A 22682-nucleotide genomic window follows, 5' to 3' on the forward strand; every position below is an offset into this window, starting at 1 on the left:
GGTTTCATTTACCCCTGCGTGCGCGCGCTGTCCACAGCGTGTAGCCCATCATGCCGGTACAAAGAAAAAAGGACCGGCCGGGGCCAGTCCTTTGATCAAATTATCGGATGAGTTTACGCCTCAAGCAGTCCGTCATCATCCTCGCCTTTTTCATGTTCAGGCATTTCGAAATCCAGCCCATGCGCTGCGCGGATCTTGTCCTCGATCTCCAGCGCGGTGCGTGTGTGTTCGCGCAGGTAGTTCTTGGCGTTCTCACGCCCCTGCCCGATCCGTTCGTCACCATAGCTGAACCACGCGCCGGATTTTTCGACCACGCCGGCTTTGACGCCAAGGTCCAAAAGCTCGCCCATTTTCGAGATGCCTTCGCCATACATGATGTCGAATTCGACCTGTTTGAACGGCGGGGCAACTTTGTTCTTCACGACCTTGACGCGGGTGGCGTTGCCAACCACCTCGTCGCGGTCCTTGATTGCGCCGATGCGGCGGATGTCCAGACGGACCGAGCTGTAGAATTTCAGGGCGTTGCCACCGGTCGTGGTTTCTGGGCTGCCGAACATCACGCCGATTTTCATCCGGATTTGGTTGATGAAAATCACCATGCAGTTCGAACGCGCGATGGACGAAGTCAGTTTGCGCATAGCTTGGCTCATCAAGCGGGCTTGAACACCAACACTGCTGTCGCCCATATCACCTTCGAGCTCGGATTTCGGTGTCAAGGCCGCAACCGAGTCGACCACGACCATATTCACCGCGCCCGAACGCACCAATGTATCCACGATCTCAAGCGCTTGTTCGCCGGTGTCAGGCTGCGAAATCAGAAGCTCGTCCAGATCGACGCCCAGCTTCTTGGCATAAAGCGGATCCAGCGCGTGCTCGGCGTCAACAAACGCACAAACGCCACCTTTTTTCTGTTCTTCGGCAACGCAGTGCAAAGTCAGCGTCGTCTTACCCGAGCTTTCAGGGCCATAGATCTCGACGATCCGGCCTTTGGGCAGACCGCCAATCCCCAGCGCAATGTCCAGCCCCAGCGACCCGGTCGAGGTCGATTCAATCTCGGTCACCGGATTGTCCGCGCCAAGTTTCATGATCGAGCCCTTTCCGAACTGTCGTTCGATCTGAGCCAGAGCGCTGTCGAGCGCCTTTTGCTTGTCGCCGTCTTTCTTCATCTGGAAAATATCCGCTGTTGCCATGTCTTGCCCTCACTTATTCCACACCCGCCTGCATGCGGCAATCGTTGGATTGTTCTTGCCTTGTTCTCTTTTTCTGTATGAGTACAAAAAAGGAACAATTCAAGTAAAGTTTTTGCTAAACCTCAGACTAAGACCGAAATGTAACCAAGTTCTTAATGCCAGTATCATTTTGCCTAAAGGACACTATAATCCACTATTCTCACATAATTTCATCATCTTACAGAGATATGCAAAGCATGAAGTCTGAGAGTTTAGACCGAATATCAGTGTATCTGATCGTTCACAGTCGCCGTTAGATCTGTCAACGAAAACGGTTTTGGCAGAAAGACCGAGTTCGGGATCCGGGCTTGATGGTCCGATACCGAATCTTCGGCATATCCTGACATAAAGACCACCTTAACATCTGGTCGGTCCTCAAGCGCTTTGGCGACCCATGTCGGGCCATCCATCCCGGGCATAACTACATCCGAGACAAATACATCCACTCTTAGCGCGGTATCATCCAGAAGCTGCAAAGCTTGCTCTGCACAATCCGCTTCCAGAACGGTAAATCCACGCATCCGGAGTGCGCGCGAGGCAAAAGCGCGGACAGGAGCTTCATCTTCGACCAACAGGACAACGCCGCTTGTTTCGATTTCTGTCTGGCGCGCTTGTCGCCTAGGCATTTTGTCATCGATGATCGTATCCAAAGATGGCTGCAGTTCTTCGTATTCGTCTATTTGATTGGTCTGATCTACCCCTTCGGCTTCAAAAACATCTTCCGGCATGTCGATTTCCCGACTAACCGGAAAATAAAGCGTAAATGTTGTGCCTTGTCCCGGCAGAGAGTCGACAAAGATATATCCGCCCATCTGCTTCACAATGCCATATGCCATGGACAGACCAAGCCCGGTGCCCTTGCCTGCCTTCTTGGTGGTAAAGAATGGCTCGAAGATCTTGCCAATCTTGTCGGACGGAATTCCACTTCCCTGATCGATCACGCGAATAGCGACATAGTCGCCGGGTGGAACATTGGCGCGATCGCGCTGCAGGGCGCTTTCCAAGAAAACATTTCGTGTCTCGATACGGATCGCTCCCCCATCTCGCATGGCGTCACGTGCGTTCACGACGAGGTTCATTATAACTTGGTCCAACTGCCGCCGATCGGCACGAATGGGCAAGAGCTCCACGTCGTGATCCAACTGGAGTATGATCTTCTCCCCTACCAGACGGTTCAAAAGGTGGGTCAGATCTGAAAGGGATTCCGTTAGAAGAAGCTTTTCGGGTCGCAAAGTCTGCTTGCGTGAAAACGCTAGAAGCTGCCGCACAAGAGCGGCAGCACGATTGGAGTTCTGGATAATCTGTGAAAGATCGGAATAGGCTGGATCTTGTTGATCCCGCCCCATCATCAACAGGTCACAATGTCCCGAGATTGCCGTAAGCAAGTTGTTGAAATCATGCGCAACACCGCCAGCAAGTTGGCCGATGGCCTCCATCTTCTGGCTTTGAACAAACTGTGCTTCCAGCGACTTCAGTTCCGTTGCATCCTGAAGAACAGCCACAAGCGCGGTGCCGTTTTCTTCGCTGATCTGCGCCAGTGAAATTTGGATAAATACGTCTTCGTCCATGCGGGTGGCGCGTACAATCTCGGATCGCCCCAGATGACGCCCAGAATGGGCTTCACGCAGCCATTCGGAAACTGGACGCCCGAGCCCCTCAACTTGGTCCGCCATCAAAGACCCAATTGCATCACCATCCCCCAACAGATCGCGGGCGCGGCGGTTGGCCATTGTGATGCGTCCTGCAAGATCTAGTTTCAGCAATGGCACCGGCAAACCGTCGATAAAGGCCCATTCCTCACTTGTCAGTTCAGGAGCTGAGCTTGGTGGCAGCAGGTAAAGCTCGCGCCGCCCGGCGGTGGTTGGAAGCTCGCACACCAAGGCGGGAACAGGCCCACCCCGGCCCGAAACTTGCATAATGGTTCCCGGCTGAATTGGAAAATCAGTGAATATCCGGTCCAGCGTTGTTTCCCGCCCGCCCAGCAAATATCGCGCGGCTTCGTTCATGAACAGAACGGTGCCAGTTTTGGATACCGTCATCATCGGCAGGCCAATGTTCTCGCCCACATGCGCGCCTTGAGAAGGCTTGGATTGCTGCTCTAATCGCCACAAATACCCGCTGTCCTGAACAAGATGAACCCGGATGTGTAAACGCCCACGAGAGGTGCTTACCTCGTCGCTGGCGTGCCCCTTGGCCTGCGCACGTCCCTGCAGGCGATACAGGACGGACGCAGGAGCCGCGAACATGTCGACCAGCTGGGTTGAAAGCGCATCTCCAGCAGTTGGTCCCAACAGCTGCGTCGCTGCATCGTTGCGATAGATCACAGCCCCATCGCTGTCTGTTAAGACTGCAGGAGTGTCATCATTTTCGACCAATCCCGACAAGACGTTTGCAAGCCGGTCCCAGCGCAGATTTTGCAAAATTGAAACACCGCGCACGATCACAGCCAAGCAAACAAAGGACAACCCTGTCACGATCAATCCCAATCCGACCATGGGTGTTGCGACGAACCACGACGTCCCCAAGAGCACGGCACCGATCAGCATCAAAACTAATGTTCGGGGAGCGAGTCGCAGCGCAACATGCGCAAACGGGTGCGTGGTGAAGGCCGATGGCTGCACGACTATTCCTTCTTTGAATCGCCCTCTTTTTTGAAAGAAGAGAGTTAATGCTCGATTAATGAAGGAAGATTAGCAACCTATGGTTGTTTTTGCAAAGCGCTATTTGCCTGACATCTGGGCAAGATAGAACCCATCCCCGCCATCCAACGGGGTAAACTGGTGCTCAGTGGTCAATTGAAAATCGGGATGATTATCAAGAAATCTCTGCACCTGATCACGGTTTTCACTGCGTAGGACCGAGCATGTCGCATAGGCCATACGTCCACCCGCATTCAGGAACGCTGGCATGGCAGACAGAATGTCCATTTGTGCGGCATGGATCTTAGCCAATTTTTCTGCGTTCAACAGCCACTTTCCATGGGGTGCACGGCGCCAGGACCCGCTGCCAGAGCACGGAGCATCCGCCAACACTAGATCGAAGCCGCCCAGCTCTTTCAGATTCCCATGGCGCACACGTTTGATAGAAACGCAGGCACGTTCAGCGCGCAACGGTATGTCTTTCATCCGCTCCCACGACAAGTCGTGCGCAGTAACATCGGCCCCCTGCGCAGCCATGGCCAGGGCTTTGCCACCACCGCCTGCGCAATAGTCCAGAACACGCATTCCCGGCTGAATGCTCAGGGACTCGATTACTGCTTGAGAGGCCGCATCCTGAAGCTCGACAAATCCTTCAAGAAAGGCGCGTGAGTTTTTGATTTTGCGAGGGTTTATCAGAACCTCAAGCGCCGTTACAGCAAGCTTAGACGGTTTCGTTTCGACCCCATCCTCAGCCAAGATCGCCGCCGCATCATCCCGATCACATCGCGCCAGATTTACCCGAACGAACACCGGAGCACGATGGCGCAAGCTATCCAGAACGGCATCCGTGTCTTTGCCAAGGCTTTCGTCAAACGCTGGCATTAGCCAGTCCGGGCAGTCCAACGACTGAGCGCGGGTCATCTCAGTCGAGATTACCGTTTCGACGTCGTTCAGAACGGCCGGCGCATGACCTTCTCCGGTGAACAGCTCTGCTGGATCCAGCCCCTGCCCGCGCAGAAGCCCGAGCATCACCGCGCGCCCATCCGTGCCACCACCAAGCGCCTGCGAAGACGACAACCGTCGCACTGCGTCAAACACGTGGTCACGAATGGCAGCACGGTCTTTTGATCCTGCAAAGCGATGACCGCGCGCCCAGCCTGTCAGGGCTTGCTCGACCGGGGTGCCGGACAGATAGCTGTCCAGCACCTCGATTGCTGCGGCGACACGCGCGCCGGGTGTCATAGGCGGAACCCCAACGTCACCAGCTTAGCCGATCCGATAGTTCGGGCTTTCGCGGGTGATCTGAACGTCATGCACATGGCTTTCCTTCAGACCCGCGCCGGTGATCTTGACGAATTTGCAGTTGTTGCGCATCTCGTCGACCGTAGCACAGCCGGTATAGCCCATAGCCGCACGCAAACCGCCCACCAGTTGGTGGATCACAGTACCCGCGGGTCCTTTATAGGGCACCTGACCTTCGATCCCTTCCGGCACCAGCTTGTCCGACGCTGCATCCTTCTGGAAGTAACGATCGGCCGAGCCACGGGCCATTGCGCCCAATGATCCCATGCCGCGATAGGCTTTGAACGAGCGACCTTGATAAAGGATCACCTCGCCCGGGCTTTCATCCGTACCTGCGATCATCGAGCCGACCATGGCGCAGCTGGCACCCGCCGCAATCGCCTTAGCGAAATCGCCCGAGAACTTGATGCCGCCATCGGCGATCACCGGAATATCCCCGGCGGCCTTTGCACAGTCGGAAATTGCGGTCAGCTGCGGAACACCCACACCGGCCACCATACGCGTAGTGCAGATCGATCCCGGGCCAATGCCAACCTTCACGGCATCCGCGCCTGCATCAATCAGAGCGCGGGTGGCGTCGCCAGTGGCGACGTTGCCTGCGATCACCTGAACCGAGCTGGACAGCGCTTTCACGCGCTTCACAGCCTCAATCACGCCTTCCGAGTGACCATGCGCGGTGTCCACGACCACGATGTCTACGCCCGCATCAATCAGCATCTCAGAGCGCGCAAATCCACTGTCCCCGACCGAGCTTGCGGCAGCCACGCGAAGACGTCCCAGATCATCCTTACAGGCGGTCGGGTTCAACACGGCCTGTTCGGTGTCCTTCAGGGTCAGAAGCCCGGTCAGCTTGCCGTCACCATCCGTGACGAGCAGCTTCTCGATCCGACGCGCGCGCATCAGGCTTTTCGCCTCTTCCAGCTCGGCCGGCTCTTGCAGCATCGCCAGATTGTCAGATGTCATCATGACGCTGACCGGCGTGTCATCGCTTTCGGCAAAGCGCATGTCGCGGTTGGTCACGATGCCCACCACGCGGCCCTCGGGACCGACGACCGGAAAGCCGGTGACGCGATAGCGTTCTTGCAGCGCCTTCGCGTCTGCCAGAGTCTGATCCGCCGTCAGGGTAATCGGGTTGTAAACAATCCCGCTTTCAAAACGCTTCACACGACGCACTTGTTGGGCTTGCTCGTCCGCGTCCAGGTTCTTGTGGATCACCCCCATGCCGCCAGCCTGCGCCATTGCAATGGCCATACGCGCCTCGGTCACAGTGTCCATCGCCGAGCTCAGCAACGGGATATTCAGCGCGATCGAGCGGGTCACATGGGTCGACGTATCCGCAGTCGAGGGCAGCACGTTGCTGGCTGCCGGGACCAGCAGAACATCATCAAAGGTAAGGGCCTCGCGAATCTCCATGAGCGTTCTCCTTGGGAGTTTTCGTTTGGCACGTCCCTATCTCATGGGTTGGGGCATTTGGAAAGGGCTGAGGCGATTTTTCTGCCCCAGAAGGCCCTGTTTTCTTTAGCGGCGGCATTTCATGCGGATTTCCGGGGTTTGACAAACTGTTTGGCCCGTGAACTTCTGAGTAAGAACAAATGTGAACATGGCGAGGCTTTGATGGAACTGTCGACGCGCATTCGTGGCATTCTGGACGGAGGGGATGGTGGTTGCGGTGTCATCTACAAGCCCCCAGCGTTGAAGGCATCGGGCAGGCCGCCGCGGGCCATATTCGCATCGCCATGACCATCAAGGATGAGCGCTTTCAGGACGCGGTCGAACGACTGATCGCATTTGCCAACACCCTGACCGCAGGAGACACAGTATGACAGACACGAACCGAGGCACCGCCTTTCGCGCCCTGCACCAGAAGGGCAACCCGTTTATTCTTGCCAATGCGTGGGACATAGGCAGTGCAAAGATGCTGGCGGCTTTGGGGGCGGAAGCCATCGCCACATCCTCGGCCGCGCACGCTTTCACTCTGGGCCGCCCAGATATGGGCCACGTCACCCGTGACGAGGCGTTGGCCCATGCACAGGATTTGGTGACGGCGGTGGACGTCCCCGTTTCGGGCGACTTCGAGAACGGCTTTGGCGACGATCCCGATGCCTGCGCTGAGACAGTGAAGCTGGCATATGAAGCGGGACTGGCGGGGATCTCGATCGAGGACACCGCCCTGCCCGCTGCGACTCCTTACGCTCGGGACATGGCCATCGAGCGTATTCACGCTGCAGCCGCTGCCGCCCGTGCGCTTCCCGGCGATTTCGTGCTGGTGGCCCGCGCCGATGGTGTGATGAACGGACAGTATGATCTGGCCGAGGCAATGGCGCGCCTGAAGGGCTATGAAGAAGCCGGAGCGGATTGTCTGTACATTCCCCTGCCTGGTAGCTTGAACGAACAGGCCACCATCTGCGCCTCGACTGATCTGCCTGTGAACGCCTTGGCTGCGGGCCCGTTCACCCAACATAGCCGCGCTGATTTCGCCAAGGCAGGTGTGGCGCGCATCTCGCTTGGCTCAGCGCTCGCCCGTGCGACGCACCGGGTAATTTTTGACGCGGCCCACGGGATGTTCGCGGACGGAGACTTCAGTCTGCTTGGCAAAGGGATCTCAGGAGACAAGATAGACGCGCTGCTGAAGGATTAAGACTTAGGCCGTGACGTCCATGTCATATATCCAGTCATAGCGTCGCATCAGAAGCTGTGGCGCAAAACGCCCCGCGATCCGAAGCGCCGTATGCCCCGCGCCCCGCAGAAGCTGATTGGCATAGTGATAATTGCGCGCGTTCTTATGGGCTTCGGCCACGATCTTGGCCGTACGTGGGCGGCGTTTATCCTGATAGACAGCGGGGCCGCGCTCGACCCCGAAACGATCAAGGCTGTCCGCCAGCACCCAAGCATCTTCCAGCGCCATGACAGCCCCTTGCGCCATGAAGGGCAACGTGGGATGGGCCGCGTCACCCAGCAAGACCGCCTGCCCTTGATACCAATTCTTGGCAACTGGATGCAGATGAAGCCCCCAGATATGCGCCTCGTCCACACGCTCCAACAGCGCCATGGCATCATCGCAAAAGCCCGAGAACGCCGCCATCAGATTGGCGGGATCGTCTTTGTGAAACCAGCCTTCCTCGGCCCAGGCATCCCGCTCTTCGACGGCGACGATGTTGACGACGCTGCCTTCGCGCAGCGGATAAGTCACCATATGGCGCCCTGGTCCCATAAAGACGGTTGCTTCGGACTGTTCGCGCCCGGTCGCGGGCACCAAAGCGCGCCATGCCACTTGGCCGGTAAACGTCGGAGTAGCTGGACCGTTCAGCGCAGACCGCATGACAGAATGCAGCCCGTCCGCGCCAATCACGAAGCCCATATTGACTGGGCCTTGCCCCTCGAGCGTGACGTCGGTGCCGTCTGCTCCCGGCTGCACGGATAGAACCCGTTGACCACATTGGACCGTCACGCCCGCCTCGAGCGCGGCATCGTAAAGAAGCCTCTGAAGATCCGCGCGGTGATACAGCAAAAACGTATCGTCAGGTTTCAGTGTACGAAAATCCAGATCCAGAACGCCATGTCCCGACACGCCGTCGCGCAACCAGACCCCTTGCCCCCGGATCGCATGGGCGCGCGCTTTGTCGCCCAGACCCAACGCATCCAGCACCCGAACACCATTAGGGCTGATTTGAAGACCAGCGCCAACCTCGGTGATGGCGGGTGCCTGTTCCAGAACGTTCACTATCGCGCCGCGCTGGGCCAATGCCACGGCAACCGCCAGCCCGCCGATTCCGGCACCCAATACGGTGATTTGCTGATCCTTGATCATGCTCTCATGGTCCCTGTTGCGCGCCTGCGCATTGAGCGAGCTCTGCTGCCTCAAAAACGACAAAGGCGGCGGAAAGCCCGCCGCCTTTGTGACATGGTTCTTTTCACGTGGGTACGTGACAAATCGCGCCGCATTCAAGCCTGCGCAATCCACGCAGCCCCGGATTAGTCGTCGCGATGCACCTTTTCGCGGCGCTCGTGACGCTCTTGCGCCTCAAGGCTAAGCGTGGCGATCGGGCGCGCATCAAGACGCTTCAGCGAGATCGGCTCGCCAGTAGCTTCGCAATAACCGTATTCGCCTTCATCAATTCGGCGTAGCGCCTGATCAATCTTGGCAACCAGCTTGCGAGCGCGGTCACGGGTACGCAATTCCAGCGCGCGATCCGTCTCTTCCGAGGCGCGATCTGCGATGTCAGGAATGTTGCGTGTGCCGTCTTGCAGACCTTCGATCGTGTGACGGCTTTCATCCAGAAGCTCGGCCTTCCAAGCTTCAAGTTTGCGCCGGAAATATTCCAGCTGCCGGTCATTCATAAATGGTTCGTCTTCGGCTGGCCGATAATCGTCGGACAGGAATGCCTCGGCTTTCATACCAACTCCCTCTTCTACCGGATCCCAGTCCCTGTCGAACCTTTTCGTCAGTAGACACCCGGTTTCTTATGGCGCTGATGTACACCCGACTTCGGGGAATGTCACGCCTGAAAAACTTAACCTCTGCAAGCTTTTCCAAGCTTCGCACTAACTTACTGATAGCGCATAACATCTTTCATTCAATTTATGCACAGACAGGCCCGCTTACACGCAATCAGGGAATTCAATTTGCCGCGCAGCGTCAGAGCGCGTTGGCCTTGCCAAAACGGTCGACGGTGTTTACCTCGTCACAAATCGCACGAACCGGATGTAAGGAACGGGAATGACCAATCGTTTTGATGGAACCGACAGCTATGTGGCCACCGATGATCTTAAGGTTGCCGTAAACGCGGCCGTCACCTTGGAGCGCCCGCTTCTTGTCAAAGGCGAACCCGGCACCGGCAAGACCGAGCTTGCACTTCAGGTGGCCAGTGCTCTTGGCGCGCGGATGATCGAATGGAACATCAAGTCGACCACTAAGGCACAGCAGGGTCTTTACGAATATGACGCCGTATCCCGTCTTCGCGACAGCCAGCTGGGCGACGAGCGCGTGCATGACGTGAAGAATTATATCAAGCGCGGCAAGCTGTGGGAGGCCTTCGAGGCCGACGAGCGTGTCGTTCTTCTGATCGACGAAATCGACAAGGCCGACATCGAGTTTCCGAACGACCTGCTACAAGAGCTGGATAAGATGGAATTCCACGTCTACGAGACTGGCGAAACCATTAAGGCCCGCCACCGCCCGATCATCATCATCACGTCGAACAACGAAAAAGAGCTGCCCGATGCCTTCCTGCGCCGTTGTTTCTTCCACTACATCCGCTTCCCCGATACCGACACGATGTCCAAGATCGTTGAAGTGCACCATCCGGGCATCAAACCGCGCCTGCTGACCGAAGCGCTGACCCAATTCTATGAAATCCGCGAACAGCCGGGGCTGAAGAAAAAGCCGTCAACATCCGAAGTGTTGGATTGGCTTAAACTGCTGCTGGCAGAAGATATCGACCCGGCTGAATTGAAACGTGACGGTGCCAGCGCGCTGCCAACCCTGCATGGGGCGCTATTGAAGAACGAGCAGGATGTGCATCTGTTCGAACGCTTGGCCTTTATGGCGCGCGGACAGCGCTGATCGCGCAACACATTCCAGCGCAATCACAAGCGGGGCCAAGGCAACTTGGCCCCGCTTGTGATTCGGCCCCTTCTCTGCCTTACCGGCCTTGAGACTTAGTGCCGACTGAACACCGCCCCACAACATATTGATGGAATTTACTTTTCCCAAACTGCAATTCTCTGGCTAGACGGGTTTTTCTTGGTCTGATCGCGCAGAGTCTTTAAGATGGGTCGATGCCTGGGGGGGCATAAAACGGTGTGTTTGTATTGTTATGGGAAACAATGCCTGCATTTCCGTTCGGAGTATGACGTGGCGCGCAAACGTGGTGCCCTGTGACCGGTGGGACGGTCATATGCATCATGGTGTGAAATGTGCTGGATCTGGGGGACTTGAAACCACCCCATCCAGTGTTGCTATCGTCAATCCGAACGTGACCCTGTGTGAACGGGCCCCGCCCGTTAGGGATCGCGCCTATCCGGCGCGACTTAACCGGCGATCTGGCAACAGATCGACCGGGTGCTTGCATATAGATGGGCGCCTCCGCCTGCTCCTGACACATCACATCCGCAGTGGTCCGCATTGGCGCGTGACCTCTGACAGCTGTGGAAGGAGCCTCACATGCGGTCTGGTCGCCCCTCATTCCTGATCCCCTTCGCCCTTGTGCTGGCGGGCTGTATGGCCCCGGTGTCCAACACGCAAAAACCCGTACCGGGAAATGCCGTTCAACGCGGAGCCAGTGCTGGCGACGTGGCGACAAGACGTATCAACATGCCAACTACTCTTCCCGCGATGAAGGCATTTCCGGCAACTCGAACAACACAGCCGATCCGTTCTAACAGCCTGATCATGGGTGATTTTCTGGACCTTAGCTTTCAACTTGAAAGTGGCCGAACCCTGCCCGTTCTGTCCCGCTTCGAAGGCCCGATCACCGTCGGCGTCACTGGCCGGGCGCCCGCCCGGATGCAGGCGGATCTAGACCAATTACTGATGCGCCTGCGGCAAGAGGCTGGGATCGATATTCGGCGCGGCGCGTCTCCGTCGACCGGGCGGATCAGCGTTGAGCTTATCCCCAAGCGTAAACTGCAACGGCATGTGCCCCATGCAGCCTGTTTCGTCGCGCCAAACGTAACCGGGTGGGATGACTATTTGCGCAATCGCGGCACTGCGCACACCGATTGGACACGGCTGCGCCAACGCAAACAGATGGCGGTGTTCATCCCGTCAGATGTCAGCCCACAAGAAATGCGCGACTGCCTGCACGAGGAAATCGCCCAAGCGCTTGGCCCTGTGAATGACCTGTACCGGCTGGAAAACAGCGTCTTCAACGATGACAATTTCCACACGGTTCTGACCGGGTTCGATATGTTGATCCTGCGGGCTTACTATGCGCCCGAAATGCGCTCGGGCCTGTCGCGGGCGGAGGTGGCTCAACGACTGCCCGCTGTACTTGAGCGTCTGAACCCTGCGGGAGGGACAGGCACCCCGCGCCTGACTCCCGGCACCCCGAGCGCTTGGAAACAAGCCATCGTGGATGCCTTAGGGCAAGGTCGATCGCTTAACGCACGTCAGGCAGCCGCGCGGCGCGCAGTCTCGATTGCGCGCCAGAAAGGGTGGCGTGATACCCGTTTGGCATTCAGCCTGTTTGCATTGGGCCGCCTGAACATGAAATCCGATAGTCAGGCCGCATTCGCAGCCTTCAACGAGGCTGAGGCCATCTATCGTGACCGTGCTGGTACCGGCCTTCATGCCGCACATATGGGAGTGCAACTGGCGGCATATGCCCTATCAGCAGGCCATGCGGATCAAGCCATCACAACGATTGACCGTCACTTGCCCGCAGTCCGGCAGGCCCAGAACGCCGCCCTTTTGGCCACGCTTCTAATGATCAAGGCCGAGGCCCTGAATCATCTGGGACAATCAAGTGACGCTGCGCGCGTACGGCTCGACAGTTTGGGCTGGGCAAGGTATGGCTTCGGCTCGAACGCCCAAGTGGGTGCGCGGCTTCAGGAAATCGCAGCCATCGCACCCGGTTAGGCATGACGACAAGGCCTCCTGAAGGTTGAGGGGGCCGTAAGCCAGGGATGCGAAGATGATTGTGATTGTGGCCTTTCTTGCTGGCGCGGTGCTTGGCGCGCTTCGTGCAAAAAAACGGGGTGGAAACCGGCTGGACATGGCGCAATATGGCGCGGTCTATGGGATCGGCTTTGCGCTGATCACCATCTTCCTGACCATCGTTTTCGCCCGACCCTAAGGCCCGACCATGTTCCTTCCCTTCTTCGAAAACCTCCGCGCGGCCAATGTGCCGGTATCCTTGCGCGAATATTTGTCCTTTCTGGAGGCGATGAAAGCCGGGCTGGTCACTTATGACATCGAGGGTTTCTATTACCTCGCCCGCACCGCCATGGTGAAGGACGAGCGGAATCTGGACAAATTCGACCGCGCCTTTGCGGCCAGCTTTGAGGGGCTCGAAGCGATCAGCTCAGAACAGATGCTGGAAGCCGTTGATATTCCGCAGGAATGGCTGGAAAAGATGGCCGAAAAGTTCCTTTCCGAGGAAGAAAAAGCCGAGATCGAAGCGCTTGGCGGCTTCGACAAGCTGATGGAGACGCTGAAAGAGCGCCTGAAGGAACAGGAAGGCCGCCATCAAGGTGGCAACAAGTGGATTGGCACGGCTGGCACCTCTCCCTTCGGCGCCTATGGCTATAACCCTGAAGGCGTGCGCATCGGTCAGGATCGCTCGCGCCATCAGCGCGCTGTAAAAGTCTGGGACAAGCGCGAGTTCAAAAACCTCGACGACTCGGTCGAGCTGGGCACGCGCAACATCAAGGTCGCCCTGAAACGCCTACGGAACTGGGCGCGTGACGGGGCACATGACGAACTGGATCTGGACGGCACCATCCGCGCCACGGCCGAGCATGGCTATCTGGATGTGAAAACCCGACCTGAACGAAAGAACGCCGTCAAGGTATTGTTATTCCTCGATGTTGGCGGCTCGATGGATCCGCATATCAAAGTGGTGGAAGAATTGTTTTCTGCCGCCCGGTCAGAGTTTAAGCACCTGGAATACTACTATTTCCACAACTGCCTTTACGAAGGCGTGTGGCGCGATAATTCTCGCCGCTGGACCGATCAAATCCCCACATGGGACGTGCTGCGCACTTACGGATCGGACTACAAATGTATCTTCGTCGGCGATGCCTCGATGTCGCCCTACGAGATCGCCTATCGCGGTGGCGCCAACGAACATTGGAACGATGAGACGGGTCAGGTTTGGCTGGAACGCGCACGCGAGCAATGGCCGGACAACATGTGGATCAACCCCCTGCCCGAACAGCACTGGCGCTATACGCAATCAGTTCAGATGATCAACCAGATCTTCGAAGGGCGCATGGTTCCCATGACCATCGACGGGATCGAGCGCGGCATGAAAGAGCTGGGGCGCTAAACTGCGTCCTGCGTCCGGACGGCCTCTTCTTCCCGTTTCAGATACGGATCGTGCACGAAGGTTCCGAAGGGCAGAAGGCTGGCCAGAATGGCCCAGTTCACGCGCGCCATCGACAGACCACCGTATGAGGACGCAAAGACAAGCACGCCCATATAGGCGATGAACAACCAACCATGCGCCATCCCAACCATCGGGACGAACTGGGGCATTCCGGCCCAGTATTTCAAGGGCATGGCAACAAACAGCAGCAGCAGATAGCTCCATCCTTCGATAGAGGCGATTTTCCGAAACAACCAGATGGAACGGGCCTTGGTCACATCCATGATCCTTGCAAGTTGGGGTGTGGCGGGCATAAACGCGATAAGGGTTACGGAGAAATCTGGCGAAATGTCGCACAGATGGCGACGGAAAGTCTGACGACGCCCGTAAAACCATGACAGGAAGGAGAAACCCAGTGATCGCATCCCTTCGTCGCATGTGGACCGCTGCCCCATTCGCTACGGTCGTTCTGCTCGTTGCCCTTGCGGCTTCGGCTGTCTTTGGCGTGCGAACAATCGGAAACTGGGTTTACTGGAATGATCCCGATCATATTGATCAGCCGATGGCGGGTTGGATGACCCCGCACTATGTCGCGCATTCTTGGGACGTTCCGCGCAAAGTGATGATCGAAGCTTTGGCCATGAACGACAAAGACCCGAAAGGGCACAATCTAAAACACCTTGCTGAAGCACAGGGCATCCCGCTTGAAGAGCTGATCGCACGAATTGAAGCCGCAATCGAAGCGCATCGCGTTACCAAGCCCAATGATAGCGGGCAGCAATGATTTCAACCGAGCTCGTCTTCACGCTTTTGTCCGATTATGGCCCATGGGTGGTGTTCGCCTCGGCCTTTCTGTCCTGTCTCGCCCTGCCCATCCCGACCTCGCTGATGATGCTGGCGGGCGGAGCCTTTGCCGCAACCGGGGATCTAGAGCTAACAAATGTGGTTGCAGCCGCCTTTATTGGGGCCGTGATCGGGGACCAGACCGGTTTTGCCATCGGGCGATTTGGTGGCACCCCGGCACTTGAGAAACTGGCGCGCAACCCCGCCCGAAAGGCAGTGTTGGCCAAGGCCCATGCCTTCGTTGACCGGCGAGGCGGTACTGGCGTGTTCCTGTCCACATGGGCGGTTGCGCCGCTGGGTCCGTGGGTGAACTTCGCGGCAGGCGCGACGGGTCTTGGCTGGCTGCGGTTCGCCGTCTGGGACATCCTTGGCGAAACCATCTGGGTCACGCTTTACGTCGGTCTTGGCTTTGTGTTCGCTTCGCGGATCGAGAGCCTCGCAAGCCTGATGGGCAACATTGCCGGTCTGCTAGCAGCCCTTGTGGTTGCCGCTGGAGCGATGCTGTGGATCAAGGCCATGATCCGAGCACGCGAACGGCAAAAGTTGACCGATGCCACCGTTGCGAGCACCTCCTCATAACCTCTTCCATGGCGGACGGTTTATCCCCATATAGGGGACATGACCAAGCTTCTGCCCATCCTTCTTCCCATCCTTTACGGCCTGATCCTGTACCGGTTCTCGGTCTGGCGCACCCATCGCGAGCTGGACTCGAAATCCACACGGCTCGCAGACCCGAAACTGAAGGCGTTGACGGACCGGATGGCGGCCAGTTTGGACTTGGCGGACATCCCAGTACACATCTATGAAATCCAGCCTGTGAACGGACTGGCGGCCCCGGACGGCCGGATATTCATTACACGGGGATTCTATGACGAGTACCTGAAGGGCCGCGTCACGGGCGAGGAATTGGCCAGTGTCATTGCACACGAGCTTGGCCACGTCGCATTGGGTCATGCCCGCAAGCGGATGATCGACTTTTCTGGTCAAAACGCGCTGCGCACGGTGCTGACAATGATGATCTCTCGCTTCCTACCCGGTGCAGGCGCCTATGTGGCGCGTATCCTGACGCGTTTGGTGGCGGCGGGCCTAAGCCGCAATGACGAATACGAAGCGGACGCCTATGCGACGGCGCTGTTGATTAGGTCGGGCATCGGGGCCGACGGGCAGAAAAGCCTGTTTGGGAAGTTGGACGACCTGACCAAGGGACGTGGTGGTGTCATGCCCGCTTGGTTGATGAGCCACCCAAAAACCGCTGACCGCATCGCCGCGATCGAGAAAAATCAGGCGAACTGGGTGTAAGCGGCGTTAGGCCATTGCCTCCAGCGCTTTTCCCAAGCGGGGCAGCCGTGCCTTTTTCATTAGTTTGCGCAGGGTCCAACTGTCGTCACCCGACAGGCGGATGGCTTCGGACAGCACTTGCTGGGCAAGTGCCGCCATGTCACTTGGATGGCTGTCGACAAAGCCCCTTAGAAACAGATCCGGGCTTTCGCGACGCAGCCCTTCTTCGGCCAGCGTATGGCGTGGGAAATCGGCGTTGTTCAGGGTCAAAAGCACATCCGCCCCGCCCGTAACCGCTGCTGCAAGAACATGAATGTCGTTCTGATCGGGTAGCCACAGACGCGCCTCGACACCCGCGCCGGGCTGGATGCTTGCCTTGGGCCAGTGGGCGCTCAGAAGCGCGATCTCTCCGCGCGCGAAGGTCTCTTGTTCTGGGCCAAGACGGGCCGCTGCGCGCGCCCATTCCTCAAGAATACGGGGGGACCAAAGCGGGGTGAACAACCCCAGTTTCGCCGCGCCCAGCACCATCTCTCGCATGACGGTTGGGTAAAGGACGCAAGCGTCGATCAGAACCTTCACGGCAGGATCCGGAAGAACAGCGACTTCAGATAACCGCTTTCGGCCAGTTGCGGATGCATCGGATGATCCGCCCCCGCAAAGCCCGTATGGATCAATTGGCTGGCGCGCCCTGCTCGCCCGATGCCCCGTATCGAGGCATTGCGGAACTTATCGATCGTCGCCGCATGCGAGCAAGAACACAGACCCAGATAGCCCCCCGGGGCTACCAAGGTCGCCGCCAGCCGGGCCACACGTTCGTAAGCACGCAGGCCGGGTTCCAGCGCCTTCTTTGACGGCGCAAAAGCGGGCGGATCGCAGATCACCACGTCGAACTGTGCGCCCTCGTCATTCAGGGCCGTCAGCACGTCGAACGCATCACCTTGGCGGATCGAAAGGCGGTCAGACGCGCCCATCGCATCTGCTCCGCCTTCAGCCAATGCCAAGGCCGCAGCCGATCCGTCCACTGCCAAAGCCGAGGACGCTCCTCCAGCCAGTGCAGCCAGTGAAAACCCACCTACATGCGAGAACACATCCAACACCCGTGCATCTTTCGACAGGCCCGCCGCAAAGGCATGGTTGGGGCGCTGGTCATAAAACAGACCCGTTTTCTGCCCGCCGGTCAGGTCCGCAAGATAGGTCGCGCCATTCATTGGCACGTGAACAGGCGCGTCAGGAGCAGCGCCGCGTAACACGGCGTTTTCAGCGTCCAACCCTTCCAGCTGCCGTGCACGGCCCGAGGCGTTTTTCAGAACAGATGTGACACCCGTGACCTGCACCAACGCTTCGGTCATTAGATCCAGATGCGTTTCAGCCCAAGCTGCATTGGGCTGGATCACGGCGGTATCTCCGAACCGGTCGATGATAACGCCCGGCAGCCCGTCCGCCTCAGCATGGATAAGACGATAGAACGGCGCATCGAAAAGTCGTGCGCGATGGTCCAGCGCGGCCTGAAGCTTTGCTTTGAACCACTCCGCATCAATCTGCGCTGCGGGATCGCGATCTAGGATCCGCGCGAAAATGCGAGAGCTGGGTGTGACGGCGACAGTGCCGATCACTTCGCGCCCTGCATCTTCCAGTGTCGCAATGCTGCCTGCCGCAATCTTCTTGGTGCGGCGATCCGTGACCAGCTCGTTGTCATAGACCCAAGGTGCTCCGTGCCGAATGGCACGCGCGTTGGCTTTGGGCTTAAGGCGGATCACTGGGCGGTCAGTATCATTTGTCATTGGTGGCCTGCAAAGTTCAGTGCGTTGTTGGCCTTCCCTAGCGCGTGGTCGGGACAACGGAAAGGCAAATTCCATGACGCCCCTCCGCCCTACAATCTGCCCTCACGGCAAATCCAGCTATTGTTAGCGCTATCACTTTCTGTTATCTGGGGCGTGAACGCGGTATCCTGACCGTAATGCGCAACCGTAAGCACTTGGAAAGGCACAATATGGCCACCCATCCGACCCTTACAGCTATCACTGACCGTATCTCGGAACGCTCGCGCGACAGCCGCGCGACCTATCTGAAAAAGATCTCCAACGCGATCGAAGACGGCCCGCGCCGCGCGCATCTCAGCTGTTCAGGTCAGGCCCATGCCTATGCTGGTGCTGGCGTAGATCAGGCGAAGCTGGCGACAGAACGCGCGCCCAACATCGGAATTGTCACGGCGTATAACGACATGTTGTCGGCCCATGCTCCCTTTGCAGCCTACCCAGACCTGATCAAGCAGATCGCCCGTGAACAAGGCGCGACGGCTCAGGTCGCAGGTGGTGTGCCCGCAATGTGTGACGGGGTCACGCAGGGCGAAACCGGGATGGAGATGAGCCTCTTTTCCCGCGACGTGATTGCAATGGCTGCTGCCGTCGCGATGAGCCACAACACCTTTGACGCGGCCCTTTATCTGGGCGTCTGCGACAAGATCGTGCCGGGGCTGATCATTGCCGCTGCCAGCTTTGGGCACATCCCGACGCTGTTTCTGCCCGCTGGCCCCATGACATCCGGCATCTCGAACGATGAAAAAGCCGAGACACGTAAGAAATTTGCCACTGGAGACGCCACGCGAGAAGAGCTTATGGCGTCCGAAATGGCGGCCTATCACGGGCCGGGCACCTGTACTTTCTATGGCACTGCAAACACCAACCAGATGCTGATGGAGTTCATGGGGCTGCACCTGCCCGGCGCATCCTTTGTCACACCCGGCACGCCTTTGCGCGATGCTCTGACTGCCGAAGGCACCCGACGTGCGCTGGACATCGCCCACGGCACGGATCAGTTTACCCCCGTCGGACATGTGCTGGATGAGAAAGCCTTTGTGAACGGGCTGGTCGGCTTGATGGCGACCGGCGGCTCCACCAACCTTGTGTTGCACTTGCCCGCCATGGCGCGTGCGGCAGGTGTCATTTTGACGCTGGAAGACTTCGCAGATATCTCGGCGCTGGTGCCTCTGATGGCACGGGTCTATCCCAACGGACTGGCTGACGTGAACCATTTCCACGCCGCAGGTGGTCTGGGCTACATGATCGGAAACTTGCTCGAGGAAGGTCTGCTGCATCCTGACGCGACCACCAATGCAGGCGACCTGACCGCCTATGCGCAAGAGGCCAAGCTGGACGGCGACCGCGTTCGCTGGGAACCTGCGCCGCGTGAAAGCCTGAACGACAAGATCCTGCGCCCCGCCAGCGACCCCTTCCAGAAGACCGGTGGGCTGTCGCAACTGTCGGGCAATCTGGGTCAAGGTGTGATCAAGATCTCCGCCGTGGACCCCGAGCGCCATGTCATCGAGGCTCCTGCTCGCATTTTCCATGATCAGGAAAGCGTCAAAACGGCGTTCAAAGCCGGTGAACTTGAAGGCGACATCATCTTTGTCCTTCGCTTCCAAGGCCCGCGTGCCAATGGCATGCCCGAATTGCACGGGTTGACCCCGGTCCTGTCAGTCTTGCAATCGCGCGGACAGCGGGTTGCGCTAGTGACCGACGGACGTATGTCGGGCGCGTCGGGCAAGGTGCCCGCAGCCATTCACGTCGCCCCTGAAGCGGCAGATGGCGGTCCGATCGCGCGCATCAAAGACGGCGACATCATCCGGCTGGACGCCACAAACGGGACGCTGGAGGTCTTGACCGAAGGCGCCACAGACCGCCCCGCCGTTCAGGTGGACCTAAGCGGAAACGGCGATGGCTGCGGACGCGAACTGTTTGAAACCTTCCGCCGTGCTGCCCGCCCGGCGACCGAAGGCGCAACGTCGATTTTCTAACGGAGACAGCGACATGACCCCCGAAATGGCAAGTACTATCGCCGAAGAAATCTGCCGTCTGGCACCTGTTGTGCCCGTGCTGGTGGTGAAAGACGTAGCCCACGCAGCCCCGTTGGCACAAGCTTTGGTCAACGGCGGCCTTCCCGCCTTGGAAGTAACACTGCGCACCCCTGCAGCGCTTGATGTGATCCGCGAGATGGCCCAGATCAAGGGCGGCGTGATGGGCGCTGGTACGCTCCTGACCTCGGACGACGTAGAGAACGCTAAGAAAGCAGGCGCGACATTTGGCGTGTCGCCCGGTGCCACAGATCGATTGCTGGACGCATGCGAGGCCAACGACCTGCCGCTTCTTCCCGGTGCAACGTCTGCGTCTGAGAGCATGCGCTTGTTGGAACGTGGCTACTCCGTGCAAAAGTTCTTCCCTGCAGAAGCTGCAGGCGGTGCACCATTCCTGAAATCACTGTCCTCGCCCCTGCCCCAGATCCGCTTCTGCCCGACTGGAGGCGTCAGCTTGAAAAATGCTTTGGAGTACCTGTCGCTGCCAAACACGCTTTGTGTGGGCGGATCGTGGGTCGCTCCGGGCAACTTGGTTGAAGACGGCGATTGGGCCGGGATCGAAGCCTTAGCCGCAGAAGCCGCCGCGCTTACGGCCTGACAGCGTCGGCTCAACCTGATATGAACAGGCATGTCCGCAAAATATGACCGCATTGGCATAGATTATGCCCAGCTGCGCAAGCCTGATCCGCGTATTGGCGCACGGATTGAGGCCGCTTTGGGCGACGCGAAAACCGTACTGAATGTAGGCGCAGGCACTGGGTCTTATGAACCCGCTGGCCGCACCCTGACTGCCGTCGAACCGTCCGCAAAAATGATTGCGCAACGACCAGCCTCGCCCACCCGCGTCGTGCAGGGTGTCGCGGAAGATTTGCCCTTTGCAAATAACAGCTTCGACGCTGCGATGGCGGTCCTGACGATCCATCACTGGACAGATCAAGCCAAAGGCCTGTCCGAGATGCGACGCGTGACCAAAGGTCCGCTGGTGATCCTGACCTATGATCCGTCGTTTCGTGATTTCTGGCTTCTTGATTATGTCCCGCAACTGGCTGCGCTGGATGACGGGCAGATGCCCCCGATGGGGTCCTATGCAAAGTGGCTGGACGAAGTCGAAATTTCCGAGATACCCATTCCCCATGATTGCACTGACGGGTTTCTGGCCGCCTATTGGCGCCGGCCCGAGGCCTATCTGGACCCACGCATTCGCGCCGCTATGTCGTCATTCCATGCCATTGGAGATGTCTCGCGTGAACTGTCACAGCTGGCCAGCGATCTTGCCGACGGGACATGGGCACGCAATCACGCGGACCTATTAGAGCGAGACGAACGGGATTGCGGGTACCGCCTTGTAACAGCGCATTAACCCGCCATCGCTTCTGACCCTTTGCGCCGCAACCAGTTGCGAAATGTCGCGGCATTCTGGGTCAGAGCTCCGGGTCGGGTCACGATGTAATACCCAAGTTCGGTCTGCATAAAGCGGTGCAGCGACACGACTGTTCCTGCCTTAATCTGTGCCTCGATCAGAGATTTGGGTTGTACGGACACGCCCAACCCTGCAGTAACCGCCGACATCACCAACCCGCTGGTTTGCATGGTGGTCAAACTGACCAAATCCAGATCAATCCCTTCTTCTTCGACGATCCGGCGACGTTCCATCATGTGGCTTTCCATCACCCAGGGCAGGTCCACCAGATCTGACAGGCTGCTCACCTGCCGCCCCCGGACCAAATCAGGGTGGGCGACTACGACAAATTCGCCGTCGGTCAGAAGCTCTGTTTCCACACCCGGCCAGTTTCCGTCCCCGTAACGCACCGCCAGATCAACCCCATCCCGACGCAGATCAACCAAATCCATGCTGGGGTTGATATTGATCGTGACCTCGGGATACTCGGCCCAGAACGACCCGATCCGCGGCATCAGCCAGTGGGATGCGAAGGCGGGCGTGACCGAGATCTGAACCGCCCTGTCCTGTCCGCGTTGCCGGATCTGATCGACCCCGTCAGCAATGGTGGCAAATCCATTGCCAAGGCTTTCTGCCAGCAAACGCCCCGCATCGGTTAAGGCCATACCGCGCCCCTGTCGTAGCAAAAGTGGCTCGCCCAGTTCTTCTTCAAGCCTGCGGACATGTTGGCTGATCGCCGCATGGGTCACATTCAACTCGCGCGCAGCTTGGCTGAGGTTTTGGTGCCGTGCCGCGGCCTCGAACGCGCGCAGCGTGGCAAGGGATGGCAGAGACCTCCAATCCATATTGTTACCTCAACTTACATTTTGAAAATCATACTGCTTTGCCTGAAACAGCATTTCAACCCTATTTTCATAACAAGACACACACAAGAAGGAGAGAGAGTATGATCTCGATACTATCAAGTTCGTTTCGCACTGCCACCCGGATGGAACGCCGGACCGACGGTCAGAAACCTGTCTTTCGGGACGAACGGAAGACCCAAAACGACAGCCAAAAACGCGCCAAGCAAGAGCTGCGTCGCTGGCATCAAAGATGGTACATGGGCTGATT

At 58.2% G+C, this 22682-nt stretch carries 23 protein-coding genes; 13 read left to right on the forward strand and 10 right to left on the reverse strand.

The genetic code is table 11. The features are described from left to right. Nucleotides 1-113: 113 nt before the first annotated feature. From recA to guaB, 4 genes are all read right to left on the reverse strand, one after another. Nucleotides 114-1190, reverse strand: a complete 1077-nt coding sequence (gene recA, locus ACP15F_RS06715) for a recombinase RecA (RefSeq protein WP_424940044.1) — start codon at nt 1188-1190, stop codon at nt 114-116. A gap of 263 nt (nt 1191-1453) precedes the next feature. Next, nucleotides 1454-3850 carry an ATP-binding protein gene (locus ACP15F_RS06720; protein ID WP_424940045.1) on the reverse strand — a complete coding sequence of 799 codons (2397 nt, stop codon included), beginning with the start codon at nt 3848-3850 and terminating at the stop codon, nt 1454-1456. Between the two features lie 99 nt (nt 3851-3949). After that, nucleotides 3950-5110: an RsmB/NOP family class I SAM-dependent RNA methyltransferase gene (locus tag ACP15F_RS06725; protein WP_424940046.1), complete on the reverse strand. Its 1161-nt coding sequence runs from the start codon at nt 5108-5110 to the stop codon at nt 3950-3952. 24 nt (nt 5111-5134) lie between these two features. Next, nucleotides 5135-6583 (reverse strand): IMP dehydrogenase, encoded by a 1449-nt coding sequence (guaB, locus tag ACP15F_RS06730; protein WP_424940047.1) that lies wholly within the window; start codon nt 6581-6583, stop codon nt 5135-5137. Between the two features lie 251 nt (nt 6584-6834). On the opposite strand from guaB, the gene ACP15F_RS06735 reads away from it, so the two are divergent. Both ACP15F_RS06735 and ACP15F_RS06740 read left to right on the forward strand, forming a co-directional pair. Beyond that, nucleotides 6835-6993 (forward strand): hypothetical protein, encoded by a 159-nt coding sequence (locus ACP15F_RS06735; RefSeq protein ID WP_424940048.1) that lies wholly within the window; start codon nt 6835-6837, stop codon nt 6991-6993. Next, nucleotides 6990-7808, forward strand: coding sequence for an isocitrate lyase/PEP mutase family protein (locus ACP15F_RS06740; protein ID WP_424940049.1), 819 nt, complete (start codon nt 6990-6992; stop codon nt 7806-7808). Before ACP15F_RS06735 ends, ACP15F_RS06740 begins: the two co-directional genes overlap by 4 nt. Before the next feature lie 3 nt (nt 7809-7811). Here ACP15F_RS06740 and ACP15F_RS06745 read toward each other — a convergent pair whose 3' ends face one another. Both ACP15F_RS06745 and dksA read right to left on the reverse strand, forming a co-directional pair. Next, complete coding sequence (locus ACP15F_RS06745) at nt 7812-8978, reverse strand: FAD-dependent monooxygenase (protein ID WP_424940050.1); 1167 nt, start codon at nt 8976-8978, stop codon at nt 7812-7814. Nucleotides 8979-9142: 164 nt separating this feature from the next. Next, on the reverse strand, nt 9143-9565 hold the full coding sequence (dksA, locus tag ACP15F_RS06750; RefSeq protein ID WP_424940051.1) for an RNA polymerase-binding protein DksA: 423 nt from the start codon (nt 9563-9565) through the stop codon (nt 9143-9145). Between the two features lie 322 nt (nt 9566-9887). Here dksA and ACP15F_RS06755 point away from each other — a divergent pair, with 322 nt between their 5' ends. The 4 genes from ACP15F_RS06755 to ACP15F_RS06770 all read left to right on the forward strand — a co-directional run bounded on the left by ACP15F_RS06755 (nt 9888) and on the right by ACP15F_RS06770 (nt 14160). Continuing rightward, the gene (locus ACP15F_RS06755; protein ID WP_424940052.1) at nt 9888-10733 is read left to right on the forward strand and encodes an AAA family ATPase; all 846 of its coding nucleotides are present in this window, start codon (nt 9888-9890) and stop codon (nt 10731-10733) included. Nucleotides 10734-11333: 600 nt separating this feature from the next. Continuing rightward, the gene (locus ACP15F_RS06760) at nt 11334-12749 is read left to right on the forward strand and encodes a DUF2927 domain-containing protein (protein ID WP_424940053.1); all 1416 of its coding nucleotides are present in this window, start codon (nt 11334-11336) and stop codon (nt 12747-12749) included. 55 nt (nt 12750-12804) lie between these two features. After that, entirely contained in the window at nt 12805-12966 is a 162-nt protein-coding gene (locus tag ACP15F_RS06765) for a hypothetical protein (protein ID WP_424940054.1), read from the forward strand. 9 nt (nt 12967-12975) lie between these two features. Continuing rightward, nucleotides 12976-14160, forward strand: coding sequence for a vWA domain-containing protein (locus ACP15F_RS06770; RefSeq protein ID WP_424940055.1), 1185 nt, complete (start codon nt 12976-12978; stop codon nt 14158-14160). Here ACP15F_RS06770 and ACP15F_RS06775 read toward each other — a convergent pair. Beyond that, nucleotides 14157-14477, reverse strand: a complete 321-nt coding sequence (locus ACP15F_RS06775; protein WP_424940056.1) for a DUF3817 domain-containing protein — start codon at nt 14475-14477, stop codon at nt 14157-14159. The two genes, ACP15F_RS06770 and ACP15F_RS06775, sit on opposite strands and share 4 nt — an antisense overlap. A gap of 137 nt (nt 14478-14614) precedes the next feature. Here ACP15F_RS06775 and ACP15F_RS06780 point away from each other — a divergent pair, with 137 nt between their 5' ends. Genes ACP15F_RS06780 through ACP15F_RS06790 form a run of 3 tightly spaced genes read left to right on the forward strand, consistent with a single transcriptional unit; the run spans nt 14615 to nt 16341 of the window. After that, the gene (locus ACP15F_RS06780) at nt 14615-14983 is read left to right on the forward strand and encodes a hypothetical protein (RefSeq protein WP_424940057.1); all 369 of its coding nucleotides are present in this window, start codon (nt 14615-14617) and stop codon (nt 14981-14983) included. Beyond that, entirely contained in the window at nt 14980-15621 is a 642-nt protein-coding gene (locus ACP15F_RS06785) for a DedA family protein (RefSeq protein ID WP_424940058.1), read from the forward strand. The genes ACP15F_RS06780 and ACP15F_RS06785 overlap by 4 nt, the downstream gene beginning before the upstream one ends. A 39-nt stretch (nt 15622-15660) precedes the next feature. After that, nucleotides 15661-16341, forward strand: a complete 681-nt coding sequence (locus ACP15F_RS06790) for a M48 family metallopeptidase (protein WP_424940059.1) — start codon at nt 15661-15663, stop codon at nt 16339-16341. Nucleotides 16342-16347: 6 nt separating this feature from the next. Here the strand turns inward: ACP15F_RS06790 and ACP15F_RS06795 are convergent, their stop codons facing one another. Together ACP15F_RS06795 and ACP15F_RS06800 are read right to left on the reverse strand one after the other, a co-directional pair. Continuing rightward, nucleotides 16348-16899: an RSP_2648 family PIN domain-containing protein gene (locus ACP15F_RS06795; protein WP_424940060.1), complete on the reverse strand. Its 552-nt coding sequence runs from the start codon at nt 16897-16899 to the stop codon at nt 16348-16350. Then, complete coding sequence (locus ACP15F_RS06800; RefSeq protein WP_424940061.1) at nt 16896-18101, reverse strand: RSP_2647 family RNA methyltransferase; 1206 nt, start codon at nt 18099-18101, stop codon at nt 16896-16898. The genes ACP15F_RS06795 and ACP15F_RS06800 overlap by 4 nt, the downstream gene beginning before the upstream one ends. Before the next feature lie 209 nt (nt 18102-18310). On the opposite strand from ACP15F_RS06800, the gene edd reads away from it, so the two are divergent. From edd to ACP15F_RS06815, 3 genes are read left to right on the forward strand one after another with little or no spacing between them, the layout of a single operon-like run. Next, nucleotides 18311-20113: a phosphogluconate dehydratase gene (gene edd / locus ACP15F_RS06805; RefSeq protein ID WP_424940062.1), complete on the forward strand. Its 1803-nt coding sequence runs from the start codon at nt 18311-18313 to the stop codon at nt 20111-20113. A gap of 13 nt (nt 20114-20126) precedes the next feature. Next, nucleotides 20127-20768, forward strand: coding sequence for a bifunctional 4-hydroxy-2-oxoglutarate aldolase/2-dehydro-3-deoxy-phosphogluconate aldolase (eda, locus tag ACP15F_RS06810; protein ID WP_424940063.1), 642 nt, complete (start codon nt 20127-20129; stop codon nt 20766-20768). A gap of 30 nt (nt 20769-20798) precedes the next feature. Further along, the gene (locus tag ACP15F_RS06815) at nt 20799-21530 is read left to right on the forward strand and encodes a class I SAM-dependent methyltransferase (RefSeq protein WP_424940064.1); all 732 of its coding nucleotides are present in this window, start codon (nt 20799-20801) and stop codon (nt 21528-21530) included. Here ACP15F_RS06815 and ACP15F_RS06820 read toward each other — a convergent pair. Beyond that, nucleotides 21527-22414, reverse strand: a complete 888-nt coding sequence (locus ACP15F_RS06820) for a LysR family transcriptional regulator (protein WP_424940065.1) — start codon at nt 22412-22414, stop codon at nt 21527-21529. The two genes, ACP15F_RS06815 and ACP15F_RS06820, sit on opposite strands and share 4 nt — an antisense overlap. A gap of 101 nt (nt 22415-22515) precedes the next feature. On the opposite strand from ACP15F_RS06820, the gene ACP15F_RS06825 reads away from it, so the two are divergent. Further along, a complete protein-coding gene (locus ACP15F_RS06825; RefSeq protein WP_424940066.1) occupies nt 22516-22680 on the forward strand; it encodes a hypothetical protein in 165 nt (54 codons plus the stop codon). Nucleotides 22681-22682 lie beyond the last annotated feature (2 nt).

Source organism: Aliiroseovarius sp. S253, assembly GCF_049800855.1.
Classification (GTDB): domain Bacteria; phylum Pseudomonadota; class Alphaproteobacteria; order Rhodobacterales; family Rhodobacteraceae; genus Aliiroseovarius.

Excerpts from the sequence above, each read along its gene's own strand:
- ACP15F_RS06770 (WP_424940055.1), top strand. The coding sequence starts at position 12,976 with ATGTTCCTTCCCTTCTTCGAAAACCTCCGCGCGGCCAATGTGCCGGTA.
- eda (WP_424940063.1), top strand. The coding sequence starts at position 20,127 with ATGACCCCCGAAATGGCAAGTACTATCGCCGAAGAAATCTGCCGTCTG.
- ACP15F_RS06745 (WP_424940050.1), bottom strand. The coding sequence starts at position 8,978 with ATGATCAAGGATCAGCAAATCACCGTATTGGGTGCCGGAATCGGCGGG.
- ACP15F_RS06755 (WP_424940052.1), top strand. The coding sequence starts at position 9,888 with ATGACCAATCGTTTTGATGGAACCGACAGCTATGTGGCCACCGATGAT.
- ACP15F_RS06820 (WP_424940065.1), bottom strand. The coding sequence starts at position 22,414 with ATGGATTGGAGGTCTCTGCCATCCCTTGCCACGCTGCGCGCGTTCGAG.
- ACP15F_RS06815 (WP_424940064.1), top strand. The coding sequence starts at position 20,799 with ATGTCCGCAAAATATGACCGCATTGGCATAGATTATGCCCAGCTGCGC.
- ACP15F_RS06765 (WP_424940054.1), top strand. The coding sequence starts at position 12,805 with ATGATTGTGATTGTGGCCTTTCTTGCTGGCGCGGTGCTTGGCGCGCTT.
- dksA (WP_424940051.1), bottom strand. The coding sequence starts at position 9,565 with ATGAAAGCCGAGGCATTCCTGTCCGACGATTATCGGCCAGCCGAAGAC.
- recA (WP_424940044.1), bottom strand. The coding sequence starts at position 1,190 with ATGGCAACAGCGGATATTTTCCAGATGAAGAAAGACGGCGACAAGCAA.
- ACP15F_RS06740 (WP_424940049.1), top strand. The coding sequence starts at position 6,990 with ATGACAGACACGAACCGAGGCACCGCCTTTCGCGCCCTGCACCAGAAG.
- ACP15F_RS06760 (WP_424940053.1), top strand. The coding sequence starts at position 11,334 with ATGCGGTCTGGTCGCCCCTCATTCCTGATCCCCTTCGCCCTTGTGCTG.
- ACP15F_RS06790 (WP_424940059.1), top strand. The coding sequence starts at position 15,661 with ATGACCAAGCTTCTGCCCATCCTTCTTCCCATCCTTTACGGCCTGATC.
- edd (WP_424940062.1), top strand. The coding sequence starts at position 18,311 with ATGGCCACCCATCCGACCCTTACAGCTATCACTGACCGTATCTCGGAA.
- ACP15F_RS06725 (WP_424940046.1), bottom strand. The coding sequence starts at position 5,110 with ATGACACCCGGCGCGCGTGTCGCCGCAGCAATCGAGGTGCTGGACAGC.
- ACP15F_RS06800 (WP_424940061.1), bottom strand. The coding sequence starts at position 18,101 with ATGACAAATGATACTGACCGCCCAGTGATCCGCCTTAAGCCCAAAGCC.
- ACP15F_RS06825 (WP_424940066.1), top strand. The coding sequence starts at position 22,516 with ATGATCTCGATACTATCAAGTTCGTTTCGCACTGCCACCCGGATGGAA.
- ACP15F_RS06785 (WP_424940058.1), top strand. The coding sequence starts at position 14,980 with ATGATTTCAACCGAGCTCGTCTTCACGCTTTTGTCCGATTATGGCCCA.
- guaB (WP_424940047.1), bottom strand. The coding sequence starts at position 6,583 with ATGGAGATTCGCGAGGCCCTTACCTTTGATGATGTTCTGCTGGTCCCG.